Origin of the sequence: Taibaiella helva (genome assembly GCF_003545695.1) — a bacterium.
GTDB classification, from domain to species: Bacteria; Bacteroidota; Bacteroidia; order Chitinophagales; family Chitinophagaceae; genus Taibaiella; species Taibaiella helva.
The window spans coordinates 183,771-202,687 of record NZ_QUZZ01000006.1 but is presented as its reverse complement, the minus strand read 5'-3'; the positions used below and the strand labels follow the sequence as shown (position 1 = coordinate 202,687).

Genomic DNA, 18,917 nt, shown 5'->3' with positions numbered 1-18,917 from the left:
ACCGACTTTATGCATAAAAACCTGATCCTGCTCTGCTGCACCCTGTTCCTCGGCGTGACCTTTGTTTATGCGCAGAAGGCTAAAACAAAACCTGCGACCGGCAATCAATCGCTGCTGTGGAAGATCAGCGGTAAGGACCTGAAGCAGGCTTCCTATCTTTTCGGAACGCTGCATATTATCTGTCCTTCCGATTATTTGTGGACGCCGGCGATGCAGAAAGCTTTTAGCGCCAGTAAAAAGGCTGTATTCGAAATGGACATGGACGATCCTTCCCTGCAAAGCAGTGTAACGGCCGGCCTGATGCTGAAGGACGGCAGGACGCTTAAAGACTTTTATACCGAAGAGGAGTACAAGCAGCTGACCGATATTGCTGCACAGAACCAGATACCCATCCAGATGATGCAGGGCTTCAGTCCTTTTGCCCTGGTGAGCTTCCTGTACCTGAAGGCGATTACCTGTACCGTACCAGATTCGTATGAGGGCAATATCACCAAGCTGGCATTGGCGCAGAAGAAAGAAGTTGTCGGGCTGGAGACTGCCGATGAGCAGATAAAAGTAATTGAAGCGATGAATGTGGATACCATTGCCAAGGCGGTATTGCGTATTGCCAGCGACCTGGACTCGTTCCGTGCGACTTATGCGCAGATGCTGTCGGTCTATAAAAAGCAGGACTTGCCCAGCTTGTACCAACTGATTATCGAATCACCCGACTATAGAGATGATCTGAACGCCCTTTTATTCGACCGGAATGAGAAATGGGCGCCGGCTATTGCGCAGATGGCCAAAACACAGTCTGTATTCGTAGCGGTGGGCGCAGCGCACCTCTGGGGAGACAAGGGCGTGATTGCGTTGCTGCGCCGGCAGGGTTATACCGTAGAGCCCATACAGTAGCTTGCTCATCGTCCATTATCCCTAAGTTACCTTAAAAGAAACAAGACTGAATATGTACCGTAGCCTGGAGCAATGCCTGAACGACCTGGAGAAAAACGGCCACCTGGTCAGGATAGAGGAAGAAGTTGATCCCTACCTGGAAATGGCGGCATTGCACCTGAGGATGCATGCGCTCAAAGGACCTGCCTTGCTGTTCAATAAAGTAAAAGGCTCCCGCTTCCGGGCGGCGTCCAATCTATTTGGCACGGTGGAGCGCAGCCGCTTTATCTTCAGGGATACCTGGAAAGCGGTCGAGCAGGTCATTGCTCTGCGCAATGATCCTATGGCCGCGTTGAAGAAGCCGTTTAAAAATATCGGTACCGGCCTGGCCGCACTGAAAGCCCTGCCGGCAAAGAAAGCCTTTCCCGGCAGTACTTTCGAAGAGATCAGCATCGATGAGCTGCCGCTGATCCACCACTGGCCTATGGATGGCGGTGCTTTTGTAACGCTGCCGCAGGTCTATACCGAAGATGTGGACAAACCGGGCATCATGAATGCCAACCTGGGTATGTACCGTATCCAGCTGAATGGCAACGACTATATTCCCAACCAGGAAATAGGCTTGCACTACCAGATCCATCGCGGCATCGGTGTGCACCAGGCCAAAGCCAACGCCAAAGGCGTGCCGCTGAAAGTGAGCTGTTTTGTGGGCGGCCATCCGGCCCATACGCTGGCTGCGGTAATGCCGCTACCGGAAGGCCTGAGTGAGCTGACCTTTGCCGGAATGCTGGCGGGACGCCGCTTTCGCTATAGCTACGAGCAGGGCTTTGCTATCAGCAACGATGCCGACTTCGTGATCACCGGAGAAGTACATCCCGGGGAAAATAAGCCGGAGGGGCCTTTCGGCGATCACCTCGGCTATTACAGCCTGAAGCATCCTTTTCCGCTGATGCGGGTGCATAAAGTGTATGCCCGCAAAAATGCGATCTGGAATTTTACCGTAGTGGGCCGTCCGCCTCAGGAGGATACCGCTTTCGGTGCCTTGATCCATGAGCTGACAGGAGACGCCATAAAACAGGAGATACCGGGCGTACAGGAGGTGCATGCGGTTGATGCAGCGGGTGTGCATCCCCTGTTGTTTGCCATCGGCAGCGAGCGCTATACGCCTTACCTGCAGCAGAAGCGGCCGGCGGAGATACTCACCCTGGCCAACCGCATACTGGGCACAGGCCAGCTGAGCCTGGCCAAATTCCTTTTCATCACGGCAGAAGACGGACAGGCGCTCGATACACATGATGAGGCCGCCTTCCTGAAGCATATGCTGGAAAGGATAGACCTGAAGCGCGATATTCATTTTCATACCCATACCACCATCGATACCCTCGACTATTCCGGTACGGGGCTTAATAGCGGCAGCAAGGTGGTCTTCGCCGCTTATGGCGACCGCCGGCGCACGCTTGCAGCAGAAATACCAGCCGCCTTTCATCAGCTTGACGGCTTTTCGGAAGCCCGGATCGTATTGCCCGGCGTGCTGGCTTTGAAGACAGCGCCGTTTACTACTTATGAGCAGGCAGCAGCTGAAATGGCCCGGCTGAACGACCGTTTGCTGCAGCAAACCACCGTAGAGGCACTGCCGTCGCTGCCCCTGATCGTGATCGCCGACGAGCCGGCTTTCCTGGCGCAGCAGCTGAATAATTTTCTCTGGGCCACTTTTACCCGTTGTAATCCTTCGCATGATCTGTACGGTATCGATAGCTTCATCGAATACAAGCATTGGGGCTGCCATGGCCCCCTGGTGATCGATGCGCGTATCAAACCGCATCACGCGCCGCCCCTGGTCCCTGATCCGGCAGTGGAAGCGCGGGTCGACCGCCTGATGGAACGGATATTTAAGTAAATAGAAGCCTTCGCCCTATCTTTGCCCGATGAAAACATTGCTTTTTTTAGCCCTGATTGTGTGGGTCATGCCTGTTTCAGCACAATCCGGTAAAGACTTCGCCTGGCAAACGGGCGACCTCATCTTCCAGGATCTCGACTGCGGCGAAATGTGCGATGCGATAGAAGCCGTGACGCAGGGATACGAAGGCAAAGCCTTTTCCCACGTCGGCCTGGTAAGCAGGGAAGGGGATAGTGTGATGGTGATCGAAGCCCTCGGCCAGGGGGTACAAACGATCCCGCTGGAAGCTTTTACCCGCAGAACGAAGCATAAAATGTACGTGGGCCGGGTGAAACCGGCTTACAAAAAGCTGGCGGGAAAAGCGGTGGTGTTCGCCAAAAAACAAATGGGCAAACCTTACGACGACGCTTTTTTATACAATAATGGCAAATATTATTGCTCCGAATTGATCTACGACGCGTTTAAATATGCCAATAAAAGCAAGCCCTTTTTCCGGCTGGAACCGATGACTTTCAAGCAGCCCGGCTCGGGTGACTATTTCCCTGTATGGATAAAATATTACCATCAGCTGAAGGTGGAAATACCGGAAGGTAAGCCCGGATGCAATCCCGGCGGGCTTTCCCGTTCGGATAAAATAACGATCGCAGGGACGATCTGAGCTTGTTCGGCAGGCTTGCGGTTGATCCGGGGGTGATTCCAAAGGTTCAGCGTATATTTGCCGCATGGCGAAAATTTTTCTGAGAAAGAAGATCAGTTCCCGCATTGCAGACGGACATCCCTGGATTTTTGGTAATGAGATCGGCGACGAGGAAGGACAGTACGAACCAGGCGATATTGTCGACGTGTTTTCTTCAAACGGCTCCTTTGTGGGCCGCGGCTATATCAATCCTGCTTCACAGATCAAGGTGCGGCTGCTGACCCGCAACCAGCAGGAAGAGATCAACGATGCTTTTTTCCTGAACCGGATACAAAAGGCCTGGGATTACCGCAAGAAGCTGGGCTATACTGAGAATTGCCGGCTTATTTTCGGCGAAGCCGATGAGCTGCCGGCTCTTATCATCGATAAATTCAACGACTATATCGTGATCCAGACCCTGGCGCTCGGCATCGAACGCTGGAAAGGAGCTATAGTTGCGGCTTTACAGGCGATCTTCAAGCCTAAAGGGATTTACGAACGGAACGACGTGCCCGTGCGCGAGCTGGAAGGTATGCAGCAGCAGAAAGGCTTCCTGACTGATCCTTTCGATACTAATATTATCATTAATGAGAATGGCCTGAAATTTCACGTAGATATAGAGAACGGTCAGAAGACAGGCTATTTCCTGGATCAGCAGGATAACCGCCGCGCAATAGGACAGGTGGTGGCCGGCGGCGATGTGCTCGAGGCCTTCTGCTATACCGGCACTTTCTCCATGCATGCCGCGAAATATGGCGCCAAAAGCGTGCTGGGACTGGATATTTCCGACACGGCAATCAGCACGGCACGCCGCAATGCGGAGCTCAACGGCTTCCAGGATATCTGTAAATTCGAGAACGTAAATGCTTTCGATGTGCTGAAGCAATGGGTAAAGGACGGGCGTCGATACGACACCGTGATCCTTGACCCGCCGGCCTTTACCAAGAGCCGGGAAAACATACAGAAAGCAGTGACCGGGTACAAGGAGATCAACCTTAGGGGCATGAAATTGTTGAAGCCCGGCGGCTTCCTGGTAACCGCTTCCTGTACCAACCTGGTACCTCCGGAGCTGTTCCTGAAAACGGTGGACATGGCCGCCAAAGATGCCCGCAAAACCATACGCCAGGTAAGCTGGCAAACCCAGGCGGCCGATCATCCCATTCTCTGGAATGTACCCAATACACAATACCTGAAGTTCCTTATCGTTGAAGTGAGCTGAGGGTAGGCCTTATTCTTTTATCATCATCTATGCCCAATAGCCCTAAGAAGATCCTGCTGATCGAAGACGAAGCCGCTGTGGTTAACCTGCTGAAGCGTGGCCTCGAAGAGGAAGGTCATGAGATTTCGGTTGCCATGGACGGCCGCTCGGGCTTTGAAATGGCAACCAGACATTATTTTGACGCCCTCATAGTAGATATCATGCTGCCGGGTATGAACGGCATTGAGATCTGCAGGAATCTCAGGGAACAGAATTTTGTTGCGCCCATATTGATGCTTACCGCGCTGGGGTCCACAGAAAATATCGTTACCGGCCTCGATAGCGGTGCCGACGACTACCTGGTCAAACCCTTCAACTTTGCCGAGCTGCTGGCCCGTTTGCGTACGCTGTTCCGGCGCAAAATGGGGCTTATCGAGGATGGAGCCGTGAATGATAAGGTGATCTCGCTGAGCGACCTGGAGCTCAATACCGATACCAAGATCGTGACCCGCGCGGGAAAAGAGCTGCAGCTCACCGCTACAGAGTTCCGGCTGGCCGAGTACCTGCTGCGCAACCGTAACCGCGTGCTGAGCCGCATGGATATCCTGGAATATGTATGGGGCGTAGATTTCAATATGAACACTAATGTGGTCGACGTATACATCAACTATCTGCGCAAGAAAATCGATAAGGATTTTGAACCCAAGCTCATTCACACGGTAGTGGGGATGGGCTATGTGCTGAAGATTCAGTAAAGCTATGCATTGGCCGGGTATAAAGACACAGCTGAAGATTACGCTCCTGTACACCATGCTTACCGGGGCCATTATCCTGCTGCTCAGCGTGCTGGTATATTATTTTGCGCAGCGTCTCTCGGCAGAGGATTTCTATAAGCGGCTGGATATACGGGCGGTAATGGTGGCCCAGGCCAATTTCCCGCAGAATGCCGGCACCAGCGACCTCATCAACGACCTGCGTAACGAATACCTGGAGAAGCTGCCCCATGAAAAGGAATATTTCCGTGAGATCGGCAAAGATTCCGGAAATGTAGCGATCCCCGGGCTTTCCCTGCCCGGCTATTTTTACGATAACCTGCTCCAGGACGACAAGGCCGAATATAAGAAGGAGCATGTCTATTATGCCGGTATCCTGCACCGGCAAAACGGCAAGCGGATCGTTGTTGTCGTATCGGCCCAGAATGAATACATCCGGAACCAGCTTACCAACCTGCGCCGTATCCTGCTGACCGGCTTTGTCCTGTCGACCATGCTCATCTTTGCCCTGGGATGGTTCTTCTCCAAGCGGATCTTCCTGCCCATCCGGAAAATGACCCGCAGCGTACAGGACATCAATACCGAAAACCTGCACCTGAGGCTCAATGTAGGCCGCGACAACGATGAAGTAAGCGATCTGGCACGTACATTCAACAATATGCTGGACCGCCTCGAAACCTCTTTCGAGTCACAGAATAATTTTGTCAGCAATGCTTCCCACGAGCTCAGCACACCGCTCACTTCGATCATCGGCGAGGCGGAGCTGGCCCTGCAAAAGGAACGCAGCCCCGAGCGGTACCGCGAGGCGATGGCGATCATTCTCAAAGAGGCAGAACGGCTGAAGGCCATCATCCAAAGCCTGCTGAGCCTTGCCCAGACCGGCTTCGACGGCAAGAAGCAAAGCCTGGAGAGCCTGCGTGCCGATGAAGTGGTGCTGACGGCCAAAAATGCCGTAGCCCGCATCTATCCCGAAAGCCGCGTTAAGATAGATTATACGCTGATGCCGGAGAACGAGGAGCAGCTGCAGATCAAAGGGAATGAAAACCTGCTGGTGCTGGCGCTCACCAATATCATGCTCAATGCCTGTAAATATTCTGGCAACAAAGAAGTGACGGTGGCCATTGCTTCGGGCAGCGCCAGGCTGTATATTATCGTTAAAGACCAGGGTATCGGCATCCCCGCCGACGAGCTGCGTTATATATATGATCCCTTCTTCAGGGCCTCGAATACCGGCGTGGTCAAAGGCTATGGTATCGGTCTGCCGCTGGCGCGGAACATCATCCGCCTGCATAGCGGAGAGCTCCAGGTAACTTCAGAGGTCGATCATGGCACCGAAGTACAGGTGATGCTTCCTGTTGATAAAAGTCAACGTCATTAATGCCATTCTAATCTTCTAATGGCATTCTAATTCTTTTTTTAAGGTATTCTTACGGCATTGTTAGCCCCTGCTAATATGGCCGTCGCATCTTTGCCCTGAACATTAAGTATTTGCTGTCCGCTAAACTTTTTGAACATGAAGAATATCCTGATTCCCACCGATTTTTCCATAAAATCCCTGAAGTTGGTCAAAGCAGCCGTTGAACGTTTTCCCGGTGAGCCGCTGCAGGTGATACTGGTACATGCCCTGAAGCCGGATAATTCGATCTCGGGATTGCTGATGCTGAACAAGCGCCTTGCCGTACACCAGCTGTACACGCAGGAGTTTACTGAAGCTTGTGAAGTGCTGCAGAATAAATATGCCTCCGTGCTGAAAAAGGTGCGCATAGAGTTTTATTACGGCGGCACCAAAAGCTACCTGAAGCACTTCCTGGAAGCCCGTAATATAGATGCTATCCTGCTGGCGAAAGATTATACCCTGCAGCCGCCATCGAAAGCCGGCCGCGACCTTTACCCCGAGCTAAGGAACAGCGGCTGTCCTGTGTTTGAAGAATCTCTGCAGACCGCCGCACAGAGAACACTGGCCGGCGAAGCATCGCTTTCGGAGCTGCTGCCTGCCTGAGCCTGAATGAACGACAAAAAAGACTGAATCATGTTACTGAAAGACAATATTCCCTTCCGCTATATATTCAGCGGCATCCGGAGAGAGGTGTTTATGATCACGTTGTATGTAACGATCATCTGCCTGCTGCAATATGCCTTGCACCTCAATGTTTCCATACCCGTATCCGTACCGATGATCCTGGGTACTATTATTTCCCTGCTGCTGGCCTTCAGGGCCAACCAGGCTTATGACCGCTGGTGGGAAGCCCGTATCGTTTGGGGGGGCATCGTGAACGATTCCCGTTCCTGGTCCCGCCAGGTGGTTTCCTATATCGACAACGGCTACGATGATGATGAGAAGGCGGAGCTGGAACAGCGGCTCATCAACCGGCAGATCGCCTGGGCGCACTGTCTGGGCAGGGCCTTGCGCAATCAGCCCGATGAGAAGCAGCTCGGGAAATGGCTGCATCAGAATGACCTGGATTTTATCGCCCGTTACAGCAGCACGCCCATGGCCCTGCTGGAGCTGCAGGCCCGTGATATCAAATATGCGCTCGACAACGGCTGGATCAATGCGTACCAGCATGTGGAGCTCGATCGTACGTTGACTGCTTTTTCCGATCATATGGGTAAATGCGAACGGATCAAGAAGACCGTATTTCCTTCTACCTACGGGCTTTACCTGCACCTGTCGATGAACCTGTTCATCATGTTGCTGCCCTTTGCCCTGATCGAATATTTTGGCTGGCTGATGATACCGCTGGTCACGGCGATCGCTTCCGCCTTCTGGCTGATCGAAAAGATGTCCGTACACCTGCAGGATCCTTTCGAGAACAGGCCTACGGATACCCCGGTAACCACAATCGCCCAGACCATAGAACGGGACCTGGGCCAGGTGCTGCGCCAGCATAACCTGAGCCATGCCGTTGAGAACAGGGCCGAGCAGTTTTACGTTTTATAAGTAGTATGTTTTGTAATGGCGTTGGCAAGCGCCAGCATGGGTGGCCGGTTTGTGTCTACAAACCGGTTTTTCTTTTTCACAAATTATGCTGGAAAATATTCAATGATTTTTTCGGATATTGAGCCGAAATAAACCATAGATGGCTGAACAAACCACTCCGACCGGACCTGCTGAACAGGGCCATTTTAAACGCTCCCTGAGCCTGATCGACGGTGTGCTGCTGGTAGCAGGCTCCATGATCGGATCAGGGATCTTTATTGTTAGCGCCGATATTACCCGCAATGTGGGCGGCGCTGGTTGGCTGATCGCCGTATGGCTGATCACGGGCCTGATGACCATGACCGCTGCCATCAGCTACGGCGAGCTGAGCGGCATGTATCCAAGGGCGGGCGGACAATATGTCTATCTTAAAGAAGCGTACAACAAGCTCATCGCTTTTTTATACGGCTGGAGCTTCTTTGCCGTGATCCAGACGGGGACTATTGCCGCGGTAGGGGTGGCCTTCTCTAAATTTGCTGCCTATCTTATTCCCCAGCTGAGCGAGGATATTAAGCTGCTACAGCTGCAAACCGGCACCGACAGCTGCGGGCAGCCTACCTATTTTTCCGTCAGCACGGCACAGCTGGTGTCCATAGCCGTGATCGCGCTGCTTACCTATACCAACACCAAAGGCGTGAAGGGCGGTAAATGGATCCAGAATATCTTTACCTCCACCAAGCTGCTGTCGCTCTTCGGTCTCATCATCGCCGGCTTTATTATGTTCCGGCCCGAAATATGGCATGCCAACTGGAGCGCGGCCTGGACGGCAACCAAGGCCAGCCTGATCGATAGCTGCAATCCTTCAGCGGGCTTTACCGTAACGCCTATATCAGGCGCGGCCCTGCTGGGCGGTATTGCTGCGGCCATGGTGGGTTCGGTGTTCAGCAGCGATGCCTGGAACAATGTAACCTTTATTGCGGGCGAGATGAAGAATCCCCAGCGCAATATCGGTTTGAGCCTATTCCTGGGCACGCTCATCGTTACCGTGATCTATGTATCGGCCAACCTGGTGTACCTGGCGGTGTTGCCTATGGACCAGATCGCCCATGCCACAAAGGACAGGGTGGCGGTAGCGGCCTCGACGGAGATCTTCGGCGGCTTGGGCACGGCCATTATCGCGATCATGATCATGGTATCGACCTTCGGCTGTGATAACGGCCTTATCCTGGCCGGTTCCAGGGTGTATTATACCATGGCCCAGGATGGGCTGTTCTTTAAAAAAGCGGGCCGGCTGAACAGGCATGGCGTGCCGGAATGGGCGCTTTGGGCGCAATGCGTCGTGGCCGCCATTCTTTGCCTGAGCGGAAAGTACGGCGACCTGCTCGATATGATCTCTTTCGTTGTCGTGATTTTCTACGTGCTCACCATTGCCGGTGTCTTTATCCTGCGGAAGCGGTTGCCCGGTGCGGAGCGGCCATACAGGGCTTTCGGCTATCCCTTGCTACCGGCACTATACATACTATTGGGCATCAGCTTCTGCCTGCTGCTCATTTGGTTCAAGCCGCAGTTTACCTGGCCCGGTCTTATTATTGTGCTCATCGGTATACCCATCTATTTCCTGCTCAGGCGGCAGCATAGCGGGCAGGCGGCTTCCTGAAACAATTTTTATTCCCAGCTGTTCTTACCACTGTTATGCATATCGCACAGAATATCCGGCTCAGCAGAATACTGAAAAACACCTGGCAGGTCGATCTGCTGATGATCATTTCCAGCACGACTGCCTACCTGGTCCACGATCGCCTCATCCGGTATCATCTCGAGATACCGACGCTGGTGCCTACAGTGTTGGGTACGGCGATCGCTTTCTTTATCGGTTTCAACAACAACCAGGCTTACGATCGCTGGTGGGAGGGCCGGAAAATATGGGGCGCTTTAGTCAACGATTCCCGCTCCTGGGCAAGGAACGTGATCAGCTATATACAGCTCAATAACCTGTCGGAGCAGGAAAAGCTGGCGATACATGGCCGCATGATTACCCGGCACATCGGCTTCCTGTACGCGCTGAAAGCCGCGTTGCGCGGCATAGATGATCCTACCTATAAAAATTACCTGAACGGGGAGGAAGTGGCGGAGGTTTCTAAGCACAGTAATATCCACAATGCTATACTGGTGCTTCAATCGCGGGAACTGAATGAATTGATGGACAAAGGGCATATTGATGGCTACCGTTACCTGCAGCTGGATAGCCTGCTGATAAAGCTTACCGACTCGATGGGCATGGCCGAGCGGATCAAGCACACCGTATTCCCTACCACTTATAATTATTTTACCAAAGTGTTCATCTGGCTGTTCGTGGTGTCGGTAGCGCTGGTGCTGAGCGCGCCGATGGGCATATGGGCTATTTTCATGAGCTGGCTCATCGGCTTTGTCTTTATCTCGACCCAGATCAACGGTATGACTTTGCTCAATCCCTTTACCAACAATTCTGCTTCGGTGCCACTAAACCAGATCACACGCACCATCGAGATCAACCTGCTGCAGATGCTGAAGGAAGTGAATATACCGGAGCCGGTAAAGCCCGTGAATGATGAGTATATCCTTTAATAGATGTGTCAATGTGTTGAATGAAGACGAGAAACTTCCCTCCGCATGCTGCGCAAGCTTTGGTTCAGGATGAAAGGGAAATTTACGGATGGAGCGATGCTTAACTATAAACATACCGTTGTCATGCTGAGGTCTGCGCAGCAACCGAAGCATCTCAATTGAACATGACAATAAAGATGAGATCCTTCTCTTCGCATGGCTGCGTAAGCTGCGATCAGGATGACAATAGGGAGTCTACCGTTAGCGCAAGGCTATAAGCATCCCATGGTCATGCTGACATCTGCGAAGCAATGGAAGCATCTCTATTGCTTTATGCACCTGGGATCCTTCTCTTCGCATGCTGCGCAAGCTGCGATCAGGATGACAATAGGGAGTCTACCGTTAGCACAAAGCTAAAAACATTCCATTGTCATGCTGAGGTCTGCGCAGCAACCGAAGCATCTCTTTATTTTCACGAAGATGCCAAGCGCCACACGCAATATTTGCTACTTCATCAGCACCAGGGAAAAGCCGATGGTAAACTCATCGTCGATGGCTTTATCGCCTATCGAGGCTTTAAGTGATCTGGAAGCAAAGACCACGCCGAATTTCGTCCGGTCGACCTTGATGTTTTTAGCATTGATGTCCAGCCGGCCCTTAGCGGCGCTCATGGTGATGGGGAAGCTGATTTCCCGCGTGGTCTCCTTAATCGTCAGCATACCGGTGGCCCAGGCTTGGTCGCCGGTACGGCGTTCGACCTTTTTGATCTTAAAGGTGGTCAAAGGATATTTGCCGGCGTCGAAAAAGTCGGGCGACATCAGGTGGTGTTCCAGCTTCGTCTTTTTCTCCCCTTCGAGGTCCAGGCTTTTAATAGTGCTCATATCGATGGTAAAGGTACCGGAAGTGATCGTGTAGCCGTTGTAGTTAACGGAGCCTTCTTTGATCTGTATCGTGCCGTTGTGGCCGCCGATCACTTTTTTGCCCTCCCAGGTCACGCCCGATTTGCTTTGGTCGATCTTATATAAACCGCTGTCTTTGATCTCGTCTCTCCGGAAAGCCATGAAGAAGAAGCCGGCCAGCAATATTGCAGTTAGGTAAAGTGCTTTTTTCATCGGATAAATTGTTTAGCAGGATGAATGTTATGTATGCAATGAACAATACAAAATAAGCTTTGTTCGGGCAATAATTTAACGCTGCAGATGGAAGCGTAGCTTTATTTTTGTCTTATGGAGCCTTTATACCTGCATATGGCGATCTTAGGCTGTACACCGCCCGGCCGCTTTACCGAACAGCATGATGTTTTTTTCGGCATTGGCACAAACATGAGCGCCCTGGTACCGGAGCTGCTCCGGTTCTGGCCCGAAGCGGAAGGCCGGCTGCATATCGATGCCTGGCGCAGAGTGACCCATGTCGACGGACACCACATAACGATCGTGCCAGCCAACGGCATTACCGAAGCATTGGAACCTGCTGCTTTGAAGCTATTCTTCCTCAACCTGGGCGGCTACCGGCCGGGAGAGTTCGAAGAGTACCATTATAAAATGTTGGTTGTTGCAGCGGACCAGGGCAAGGCGATACAGCAGGCAAAGAAAACGGCGTTTTACAAACATTCCGGGTTTAAGGGCGCCGAGTCGCATGTCGATGATAAATATGGTGTGGATGTCGACGACGTACACCTGGTAAAGGATATCCTGGACGCCCGGTATAAAGAAATGTTCCGGGTGGTAGCAGGACCAAAGGAGGATAAGCTGCCTGCAGATACCTTGCAGATCGGGTATTTCAAGCTGGATAAGCTTTAGGCGCTCCGGGCGGGAGGGCTTGATATGAGCAGATAAATTATGTCAAAAAAGCCGTTGCTTTTCGCGGTTTTACGGCCTTTAATCAGGACCTTTGCAGTGGTGATTGAACGTCCTGTTCCACCACATTTCTTAATACGCTAATCCTCCGGCGTTATGAATGACTTCTTCGCGGCACGGTCCCAGATGGCATTGTCCCTTGGGTTCCATATTATTTTCTCTTGTATAGGCATGGTGATGCCTTTTTTTATGGCCATAAGTCACTACTATTGGCTGCGTACCGGCGATGTGGTCTTCCGCAATGTGACCCGTGCCTGGAGCAAAGGCGTAGCCATCTTTTTCGCTACAGGAGCGGTTTCCGGCACGGTGCTCTCCTTTGAGCTGGGCCTGCTCTGGCCCGAATTTATGAAGCATGCCGGCCCTATTTTCGGGATGCCTTTTTCGTTGGAAGGCACCGCCTTTTTTATCGAAGCCATTGCGCTCGGGTTCTTTCTCTATGGCTGGGATAAGTTCAATAAATGGTTCCATTGGTTTACCGGTGTTGTGGTGGGTATCAGCGGGCTGGCCTCGGGTATCCTGGTGGTGGCGGCCAATGCCTGGATGAACAGCCCCGCAGGCTTTACCTACCGAAACGGGCAATACAGCGATATCGATCCGATAAAAGCCATGTTCAACGATGCCTGGTTTTCGCAGGCCCTGCACATGATGGTGGCCGCTTTTGTCGCGACTGGCTTTGCCGTCGCCGGTGTGCATGCCTTTATGATCTTAAAAGGAAAGAATGTGCGTTTCCATTCCGCTTCGTTCCGCATTGCGGCTGCATTTGCTACCATTGCTGCGCTGCTGCAGCCGCTCAGCGGCGATATTTCCGCGCGGGATGTGGCCAGCAGGCAGCCTGCCAAGCTGGCCGCGATGGAAGCCCATTTCCATACCGGAAGCCGCGCTCCGCTGATCATTGGCGGCATACCCGATGAGGAGCGCAAAGAAGTGCGCTATGCCCTGAAGCTGCCGGCTTTGCTGAGCCTGATGATCGATCACGATCCCGATGCCGTAGTCAAAGGGCTTGACCAGATCCCGGAGGCCGACCATCCTCCCGTGGCCGTTACCCACTATGCTTTCCAGGTCATGGTCGGGCTGGGCGTGTTTATGGCCGCGATCTCGGTTTTTTATTACTTTATTATCTGGAAAAGGAAGCGCTGGCGCGACAAGCGCTGGCTGCTGAAGCTCTTTGTGTTGGCCACGCCTATGGGTTTTATGGCCGTGGAGGCCGGCTGGACGGTAACTGAAGTGGGGCGGCAGCCCTGGATCATCTACGGGGTGATGCGTACCCGCGATGCGGTAACGCCCATGCCGGGTATCGGCTATTCTTTCCTGCTGTTTACGCTCATCTACCTCTCTTTGTCGGTGATCGTGGTCTTTATGCTTTACCGCCAGATAAAGATGGTCGATAAGCTCTATGATGTTCCTTTACCCGTTCCAAAATCCTGAGGCATGATCTATATCGTTATTGCTTTCCTGTGGACTTCCATATTGCTGTATCTCCTGCTGGGCGGGGCCGATTTCGGCGCCGGCATTATCGAGCTGTTCACTTCTGAAAAGAATAAGGAAAAAACGCAGCATACCGCTTACAAAGCCATAGGGCCGCTATGGGAAGCCAATCATATGTGGCTCATCATCGCCATCGTAATCCTCTTCGTCGGCTTCCCGGCCATCTATACTACCATGTCGGTACACTTGCATATCCCGCTGCTGCTGATGCTGCTGGGCATTATCGCCAGGGGCACGGCGCTTACTTTCCGCCACTACGATGCCGTGGTCGACGACTGGCAGGTGCTGTACCGCCGCATCTTTACCTACTCCAGCTTCGTTACACCTTTATTCCTGGGCATCATTGCGGGCAGCACGGTATCGGGGCAGATCGATACCGAAGCTGCCAGTTTTGCCGGCGCTTATCTTTCCGGCTGGCTACAGCTGTTTCCTGTTAGTGTGGGTTTCTTTACCGTGACGATCTGTGGTTTTCTTGCAGCGGTTTACCTTATTGGCGAGGCAACCGATGAGGGCGATAAAACACGATACCGGATCAAATCAAAGGTCTTTCAGAACCTGTCTATCCTCTGCGGTATCCTGGTATTTGCAGCCGCGGCTTATGAGCATATTCCGCTCTGGAGCTGGGTTTTCGGGCAGCCGGTGGGTGTCGCTGCGGTAGTGCTGGCCTCCTTGTCTGTGGTCTTGTTCCGTATTCTGCTCCGCAGGCCCGGCAGGCAGCCTTTACGCATGCTGGCCGCTTTCCAGGTCTGTATGATTCTGTTGGTGACCACGTATCATCACTATCCCGATATTGTTTTGCTGAAAAATGGCCGCCATCTTTCTTTGCTCGAAGAGCAGGGGCAGCAGAAGACCATCGAAGCGCTGGGCTGGGCTTTGATCCTGGGCAGTGTGTTCATCCTGCCGGCCTTGTTTTACCTGATGTATGCCTTTCAGAAGAAAAACCATAAGCAGGTATTGGAATAAAGCGCAGCAATGCACCCGACGCTTTCGATTCTTCAGAACCCTTAAATTGCTATAAGATAGAATCTTTGATGCCTTCGCGGTGCTGCTGAATGGCTTCTTTCTTGTAGCCGATGACCAGGTACAGGAACAATACCCTGGAAAAGCGCATCAGCCAGGGCTGCAGGATCAGCGACAATATCGTAGCGGTACCCAGGTAATAAAAGACGCTGTTGTCCTTGTAGGAAATGCCGAACACAGGCCAGTAAACACAGAGGGTAAGGATGAAGATGATGAAGATGAATACGAAGTTCATGCCCTGGCCGTAGTTCTGCTCTACCTTAATCTTCTGGCCGCAGCACGAGCAATGTTCCTGCATGCGCAGGCAGGTCTTCAACGGCAAGATGTGTGTCTGGGTAAACAGCTCACCCTGGCGGCAGCGGGGGCACTTACTGCCCAGCAAGCCCTTAAGCATGGAAACGGAACGGGATGACATAAGCGGTGCAAAGGTACACATTAGTGTCAAAAGTCAGGACAGCGTCAAGAACCAGGAATCAAATTCCAAATTCCAAAAGCCAAAGATCAAAACCAAAATAAATACTTACAATTATTTACATCTCGGCTCTTGTATCTTGACTCTTGGTTCTTATATCTTGACTCTTGGCTCTTGTATCTCATATCTTGTATCTTGGCTCCTGGTTCTAATATCTGACATCTAACATCTAACATCTAACATCTAAACTTGACGGAAAAAATATCCTCCCGCAGGCTGAAAGCCATATTCGGCGGTTCTATCGGTAACCTGGTGGAATGGTACGACTGGTATGCTTATTCGGCTTTCTCCATTTATTTCTCTGCCGCCTTCTTTCCCGATGGGAATCCCACAGCGCAGCTGCTCAATACAGCGGGCATTTTTGCCTTAGGCTTCCTGATGCGGCCGTTGGGCGGCTGGCTTTTCGGTCGTATTGCCGACAGGGTGGGGCGCAAGCAGTCGATGCTGCAGTCGGTGATCCTTATGTCGCTGGGCTCTTTGCTCATCGCCTGCACACCGGCCTATGACACCATCGGTATCCTGGCGCCGGTATTGCTGCTGACTGCCCGGCTGCTGCAGGGCCTGAGCGTAGGCGGTGAGTACGGTGTTTCGGCCACTTACCTTAGCGAAATGGCTTCCCGTAACCGGCGGGGCTTTTATTCCAGCTTCCAGTATGTTACACTCATTGGCGGACAGCTGATCGCATTGGGCCTGCAGCTCCTGCTCCAGAAGGTTTTGCTGACGCCTGAGCAGCTGTCGTCCTGGGGATGGCGCATTCCTTTTGCCTTTGGCGCCTTGCTTTCAGTGATTGCACTATATCTTCGCCGTAACCTGGACGAGACGCATGCCTTCGAGCGGCAGCAAAAACAAGAGGAGAAGAAAGGGACGATCGGGGAGCTGATGAAACATCCAAGGGCTTTGCTTACGGTAGTCGGCCTGACTTTAGGCGGCACGCTGGCTTTCTATACCTATACCACTTACATGCAGAAGTTTCTGGTCAATACCGTACAACTGAGCAAGGAGCAATCTACCCTCATTTCCTTTTTGTCCCTGTTTATTTTTGCCTGCCTGCAGCCGCTTTTCGGCCTGCTTTCTGATAAGATCGGGCGCAAGCCTTTACTGATCGGCTTTGGTGTGCTGGGAACACTGTGCACGGTACCCTTGCTCACCGCGCTAAGCCATACGACGGGTCAATGGAACGCTTTTGCCCTGCTGCTGGCAGCTTTGGTGATTGTCAGCGGCTACACCAGCATCAATGCCGTGGTAAAGGCCGAGCTGTTCCCGGCGGAGGTACGGGCCCTGGGTGTAGGTTTGCCTTATGCCTTAACGGTCGCCTTGTTTGGCGGCTCTGCCGAATATATAGCGCTATGGATGAAGAAGGCCGGCCACGAGACACTGTACTATTGGTACATCACCGCCTGCATCTTTGTCTCGCTTATGGTCTACCTTTTTATGAGCGATACCAGGCAGCGGTCGAAGATAGAGGACGATTAGGTCAGGCCTTGCGCAGCTTGCGGTACAACCTGATCGCCAGCATCAGCAGGATCACGAGCAGGATAAGGCCGGCCAGGCCCCAGAGCCAGCTCATGGCCGATTTTACCGTTGCCAGCATCACGATGGCAACAAGAAAGATGGTGGCAACTTCATTCCAGATGCGCAATTGCTTTGAGTTATGACGGAAGATGCCCTGCTGCTGTTGCCGGAAAATACGGTGCAGGCTCAGGAAGTAGGCGTAGAGCAGCAGTACGAACAATAATTTAATATGGAGCCAGGTATGCGCTCCGAAGTCGTCGAGATAATTGCCTTTCCACAGTACCAGCGGTCCGAAGATGAGCGTGAGGATGGCCGAAGGTATGGTGATGCCGTACCAGAGCCGTTTGCTCATCAGGGAAAGCTGCTTTTGCAGCACGATTCTTTCAGGCACTTCCTTGTCCTGCGCTTCACGGTTATAGATGAACAGCCGCACGATATAAAACATGCCGCTAAACCAGGTCACGATGAAGATGATATGCAGGGCTTTGAGATAAAGGAAGCTCATAGCAGGATGGCGTTTGGTCGTATAAAGTTAGTATTCATTTTTCTACCCAGCGAACGATCGTATCTACCCACTGGGGGCTGTCGTTGAGGCAGGGAATATAAGTGAGCTCGGTTCCGCCGGCGTTTTCAAAAGCATGTTTGCCTTCCATGGCGATTTCTTCCAGGGTCTCCAGGCAATCGTTGATAAATGCCGGGCAGACGACGAGCAGGCGCTGTACACCCTCTTTAGGCAGCTCTTCCAGCCTTACGGCTGTATAAGGCTTTATCCATTCGTTGCCTGCCTGGGTCAGCCGCGACTGGAAGGATGTTTCGAACGTACCTTCCTGCAGACCCAGGTATTCGACCACCATGCGGGTAGTCTCATGGCATTGCTTCTGGTAATTAATAGGCGGCATGGTGAAACCGGTTGCTGCCTTATTTCCTGCAGACAGCGTTGACATGATCATCTGGTCATCTTTACGCATGTGCCGCTCGGGCAGCCCGTGATAGCTGAACAATATCTTGTCGTAGGGACGATCCAGGTAAGGCCTGATCTTCTCCGACAAAGCAGCAATATACTCCGGCTCATTGTAGAAAGGACTGATGAAGCGCAGGGTAAAAGGATAGCGATGCTGCTTGTATATTTTTTTGATATGATCCACCGCCGTCCGGTAGCTCGACATGGTATAGTGCGGGTACAAGGGAAATACGATCAGCTCCTTAACACCCGGATGTGCTTCCAGCAATTGATCCAGCGTTGTTTTAGGATCGGGATAGCCATAGCGCATGGCCAGGGCGACCGGGAAATCCAGCTTTTGCTGTACGGCATCGCCGAGCTGGCGGCTGAGCGCGATCAAAGGAGAGCCGTCGGGGCGCCATACCCGGCTGTAGGCTTCCGCTGATTTAGGTGCGCGAAAGGGAGTGATGATCCAATGGACAAGAGGATAACGGAACAGGAAAGGAAAATCCAGCACATTACTGTCCATCAGGAATTCGTTCAGGTAACGCTGCACATCTTTGGGGTCGGTAGAATCCGGCGAACCCAGGTTGATCAGCAGAAGCGCTTTTGCGGAGGCCATAAAGCAGGAGAAATTGTAATATGGTCGCGAAGGTAACGCTCATGCCGGCCACACAGGGCAGGGATACTTCTAAATTTGGTTAAATCCTCCTGA

Annotated in this window: 18 protein-coding genes; 14 read left to right on the top strand and 4 right to left on the bottom strand. The window is 52.4% G+C overall.

Features of this window, described 5'->3' with window-relative positions; all coding sequences use genetic code 11:
* The first annotated feature begins 9 nt into the window (after positions 1 to 9).
* The 10 genes from DZC79_RS11260 (at position 10) to DZC79_RS11215 (ending at position 10,938) form a co-directional block, all read left to right on the top strand.
* Positions 10 to 891: a TraB/GumN family protein gene (locus DZC79_RS11260; RefSeq protein ID WP_118951686.1), complete on the top strand. Its 882-nt coding sequence runs from the start codon at positions 10 to 12 to the stop codon at positions 889 to 891.
* A gap of 52 nt (positions 892 to 943) precedes the next feature.
* Positions 944 to 2,767: a UbiD family decarboxylase gene (locus DZC79_RS11255; protein WP_118951685.1), complete on the top strand. Its 1,824-nt coding sequence runs from the start codon at positions 944 to 946 to the stop codon at positions 2,765 to 2,767.
* 28 nt (positions 2,768 to 2,795) lie between these two features.
* Positions 2,796 to 3,425: a YiiX/YebB-like N1pC/P60 family cysteine hydrolase gene (locus tag DZC79_RS11250; protein ID WP_118951684.1), complete on the top strand. Its 630-nt coding sequence runs from the start codon at positions 2,796 to 2,798 to the stop codon at positions 3,423 to 3,425.
* A 64-nt stretch (positions 3,426 to 3,489) separates the two neighbouring features.
* The gene (locus DZC79_RS11245; protein WP_118951683.1) at positions 3,490 to 4,662 is read left to right on the top strand and encodes a class I SAM-dependent rRNA methyltransferase; all 1,173 of its coding nucleotides are present in this window, start codon (positions 3,490 to 3,492) and stop codon (positions 4,660 to 4,662) included.
* Positions 4,663 to 4,691: 29 nt separating this feature from the next.
* On the top strand, positions 4,692 to 5,396 hold the full coding sequence (locus tag DZC79_RS11240; protein ID WP_118951682.1) for a response regulator transcription factor: 705 nt from the start codon (positions 4,692 to 4,694) through the stop codon (positions 5,394 to 5,396).
* A gap of 4 nt (positions 5,397 to 5,400) precedes the next feature.
* The gene (locus DZC79_RS11235) at positions 5,401 to 6,792 is read left to right on the top strand and encodes a HAMP domain-containing sensor histidine kinase (protein WP_118951681.1); all 1,392 of its coding nucleotides are present in this window, start codon (positions 5,401 to 5,403) and stop codon (positions 6,790 to 6,792) included.
* Positions 6,793 to 6,927: 135 nt separating this feature from the next.
* Positions 6,928 to 7,413 (top strand): hypothetical protein, encoded by a 486-nt coding sequence (locus tag DZC79_RS11230; RefSeq protein WP_118951680.1) that lies wholly within the window; start codon positions 6,928 to 6,930, stop codon positions 7,411 to 7,413.
* A gap of 30 nt (positions 7,414 to 7,443) precedes the next feature.
* Positions 7,444 to 8,355 (top strand): bestrophin family protein, encoded by a 912-nt coding sequence (locus DZC79_RS11225; RefSeq protein ID WP_118951679.1) that lies wholly within the window; start codon positions 7,444 to 7,446, stop codon positions 8,353 to 8,355.
* 139 nt (positions 8,356 to 8,494) lie between these two features.
* The gene (locus tag DZC79_RS11220) at positions 8,495 to 9,991 is read left to right on the top strand and encodes an APC family permease (RefSeq protein WP_118951678.1); all 1,497 of its coding nucleotides are present in this window, start codon (positions 8,495 to 8,497) and stop codon (positions 9,989 to 9,991) included.
* A gap of 35 nt (positions 9,992 to 10,026) precedes the next feature.
* Positions 10,027 to 10,938 carry a bestrophin family protein gene (locus tag DZC79_RS11215; protein WP_118951677.1) on the top strand — a complete coding sequence of 304 codons (912 nt, stop codon included), beginning with the start codon at positions 10,027 to 10,029 and terminating at the stop codon, positions 10,936 to 10,938.
* A 485-nt stretch (positions 10,939 to 11,423) separates the two neighbouring features.
* Here DZC79_RS11215 and DZC79_RS11210 read toward each other — a convergent pair whose 3' ends face one another.
* Positions 11,424 to 12,029, bottom strand: a complete 606-nt coding sequence (locus DZC79_RS11210) for a YceI family protein (RefSeq protein WP_118951676.1) — start codon at positions 12,027 to 12,029, stop codon at positions 11,424 to 11,426.
* A 114-nt stretch (positions 12,030 to 12,143) separates the two neighbouring features.
* Here DZC79_RS11210 and DZC79_RS11205 point away from each other — a divergent pair, with 114 nt between their 5' ends.
* The 3 genes from DZC79_RS11205 (at position 12,144) to DZC79_RS11195 (ending at position 15,221) form a co-directional block, all read left to right on the top strand.
* On the top strand, positions 12,144 to 12,716 hold the full coding sequence (locus DZC79_RS11205) for a DUF1543 domain-containing protein (RefSeq protein ID WP_118951675.1): 573 nt from the start codon (positions 12,144 to 12,146) through the stop codon (positions 12,714 to 12,716).
* 153 nt (positions 12,717 to 12,869) lie between these two features.
* On the top strand, positions 12,870 to 14,198 hold the full coding sequence (locus tag DZC79_RS11200; protein ID WP_118951674.1) for a cytochrome ubiquinol oxidase subunit I: 1,329 nt from the start codon (positions 12,870 to 12,872) through the stop codon (positions 14,196 to 14,198).
* A gap of 3 nt (positions 14,199 to 14,201) precedes the next feature.
* On the top strand, positions 14,202 to 15,221 hold the full coding sequence (locus DZC79_RS11195) for a cytochrome d ubiquinol oxidase subunit II (protein WP_118951673.1): 1,020 nt from the start codon (positions 14,202 to 14,204) through the stop codon (positions 15,219 to 15,221).
* A gap of 49 nt (positions 15,222 to 15,270) precedes the next feature.
* On the opposite strand, the gene DZC79_RS11190 is transcribed toward DZC79_RS11195, so the two are convergent.
* Positions 15,271 to 15,693 carry a DUF983 domain-containing protein gene (locus DZC79_RS11190; protein ID WP_157977079.1) on the bottom strand — a complete coding sequence of 141 codons (423 nt, stop codon included), beginning with the start codon at positions 15,691 to 15,693 and terminating at the stop codon, positions 15,271 to 15,273.
* Between the two features lie 246 nt (positions 15,694 to 15,939).
* Here DZC79_RS11190 and DZC79_RS11185 point away from each other — a divergent pair, with 246 nt between their 5' ends.
* On the top strand, positions 15,940 to 17,223 hold the full coding sequence (locus tag DZC79_RS11185) for an MFS transporter (protein ID WP_118951671.1): 1,284 nt from the start codon (positions 15,940 to 15,942) through the stop codon (positions 17,221 to 17,223).
* 1 nt (position 17,224) lies between these two features.
* Here the strand turns inward: DZC79_RS11185 and DZC79_RS11180 are convergent, their stop codons facing one another.
* Together DZC79_RS11180 and hemH are read right to left on the bottom strand one after the other, a co-directional pair.
* Positions 17,225 to 17,767 carry a CopD family protein gene (locus DZC79_RS11180; protein ID WP_118951670.1) on the bottom strand — a complete coding sequence of 181 codons (543 nt, stop codon included), beginning with the start codon at positions 17,765 to 17,767 and terminating at the stop codon, positions 17,225 to 17,227.
* A gap of 34 nt (positions 17,768 to 17,801) precedes the next feature.
* Positions 17,802 to 18,824, bottom strand: coding sequence for a ferrochelatase (hemH, locus tag DZC79_RS11175; RefSeq protein WP_118951669.1), 1,023 nt, complete (start codon positions 18,822 to 18,824; stop codon positions 17,802 to 17,804).
* Between the last annotated feature and the right edge of the window lie 93 nt (positions 18,825 to 18,917).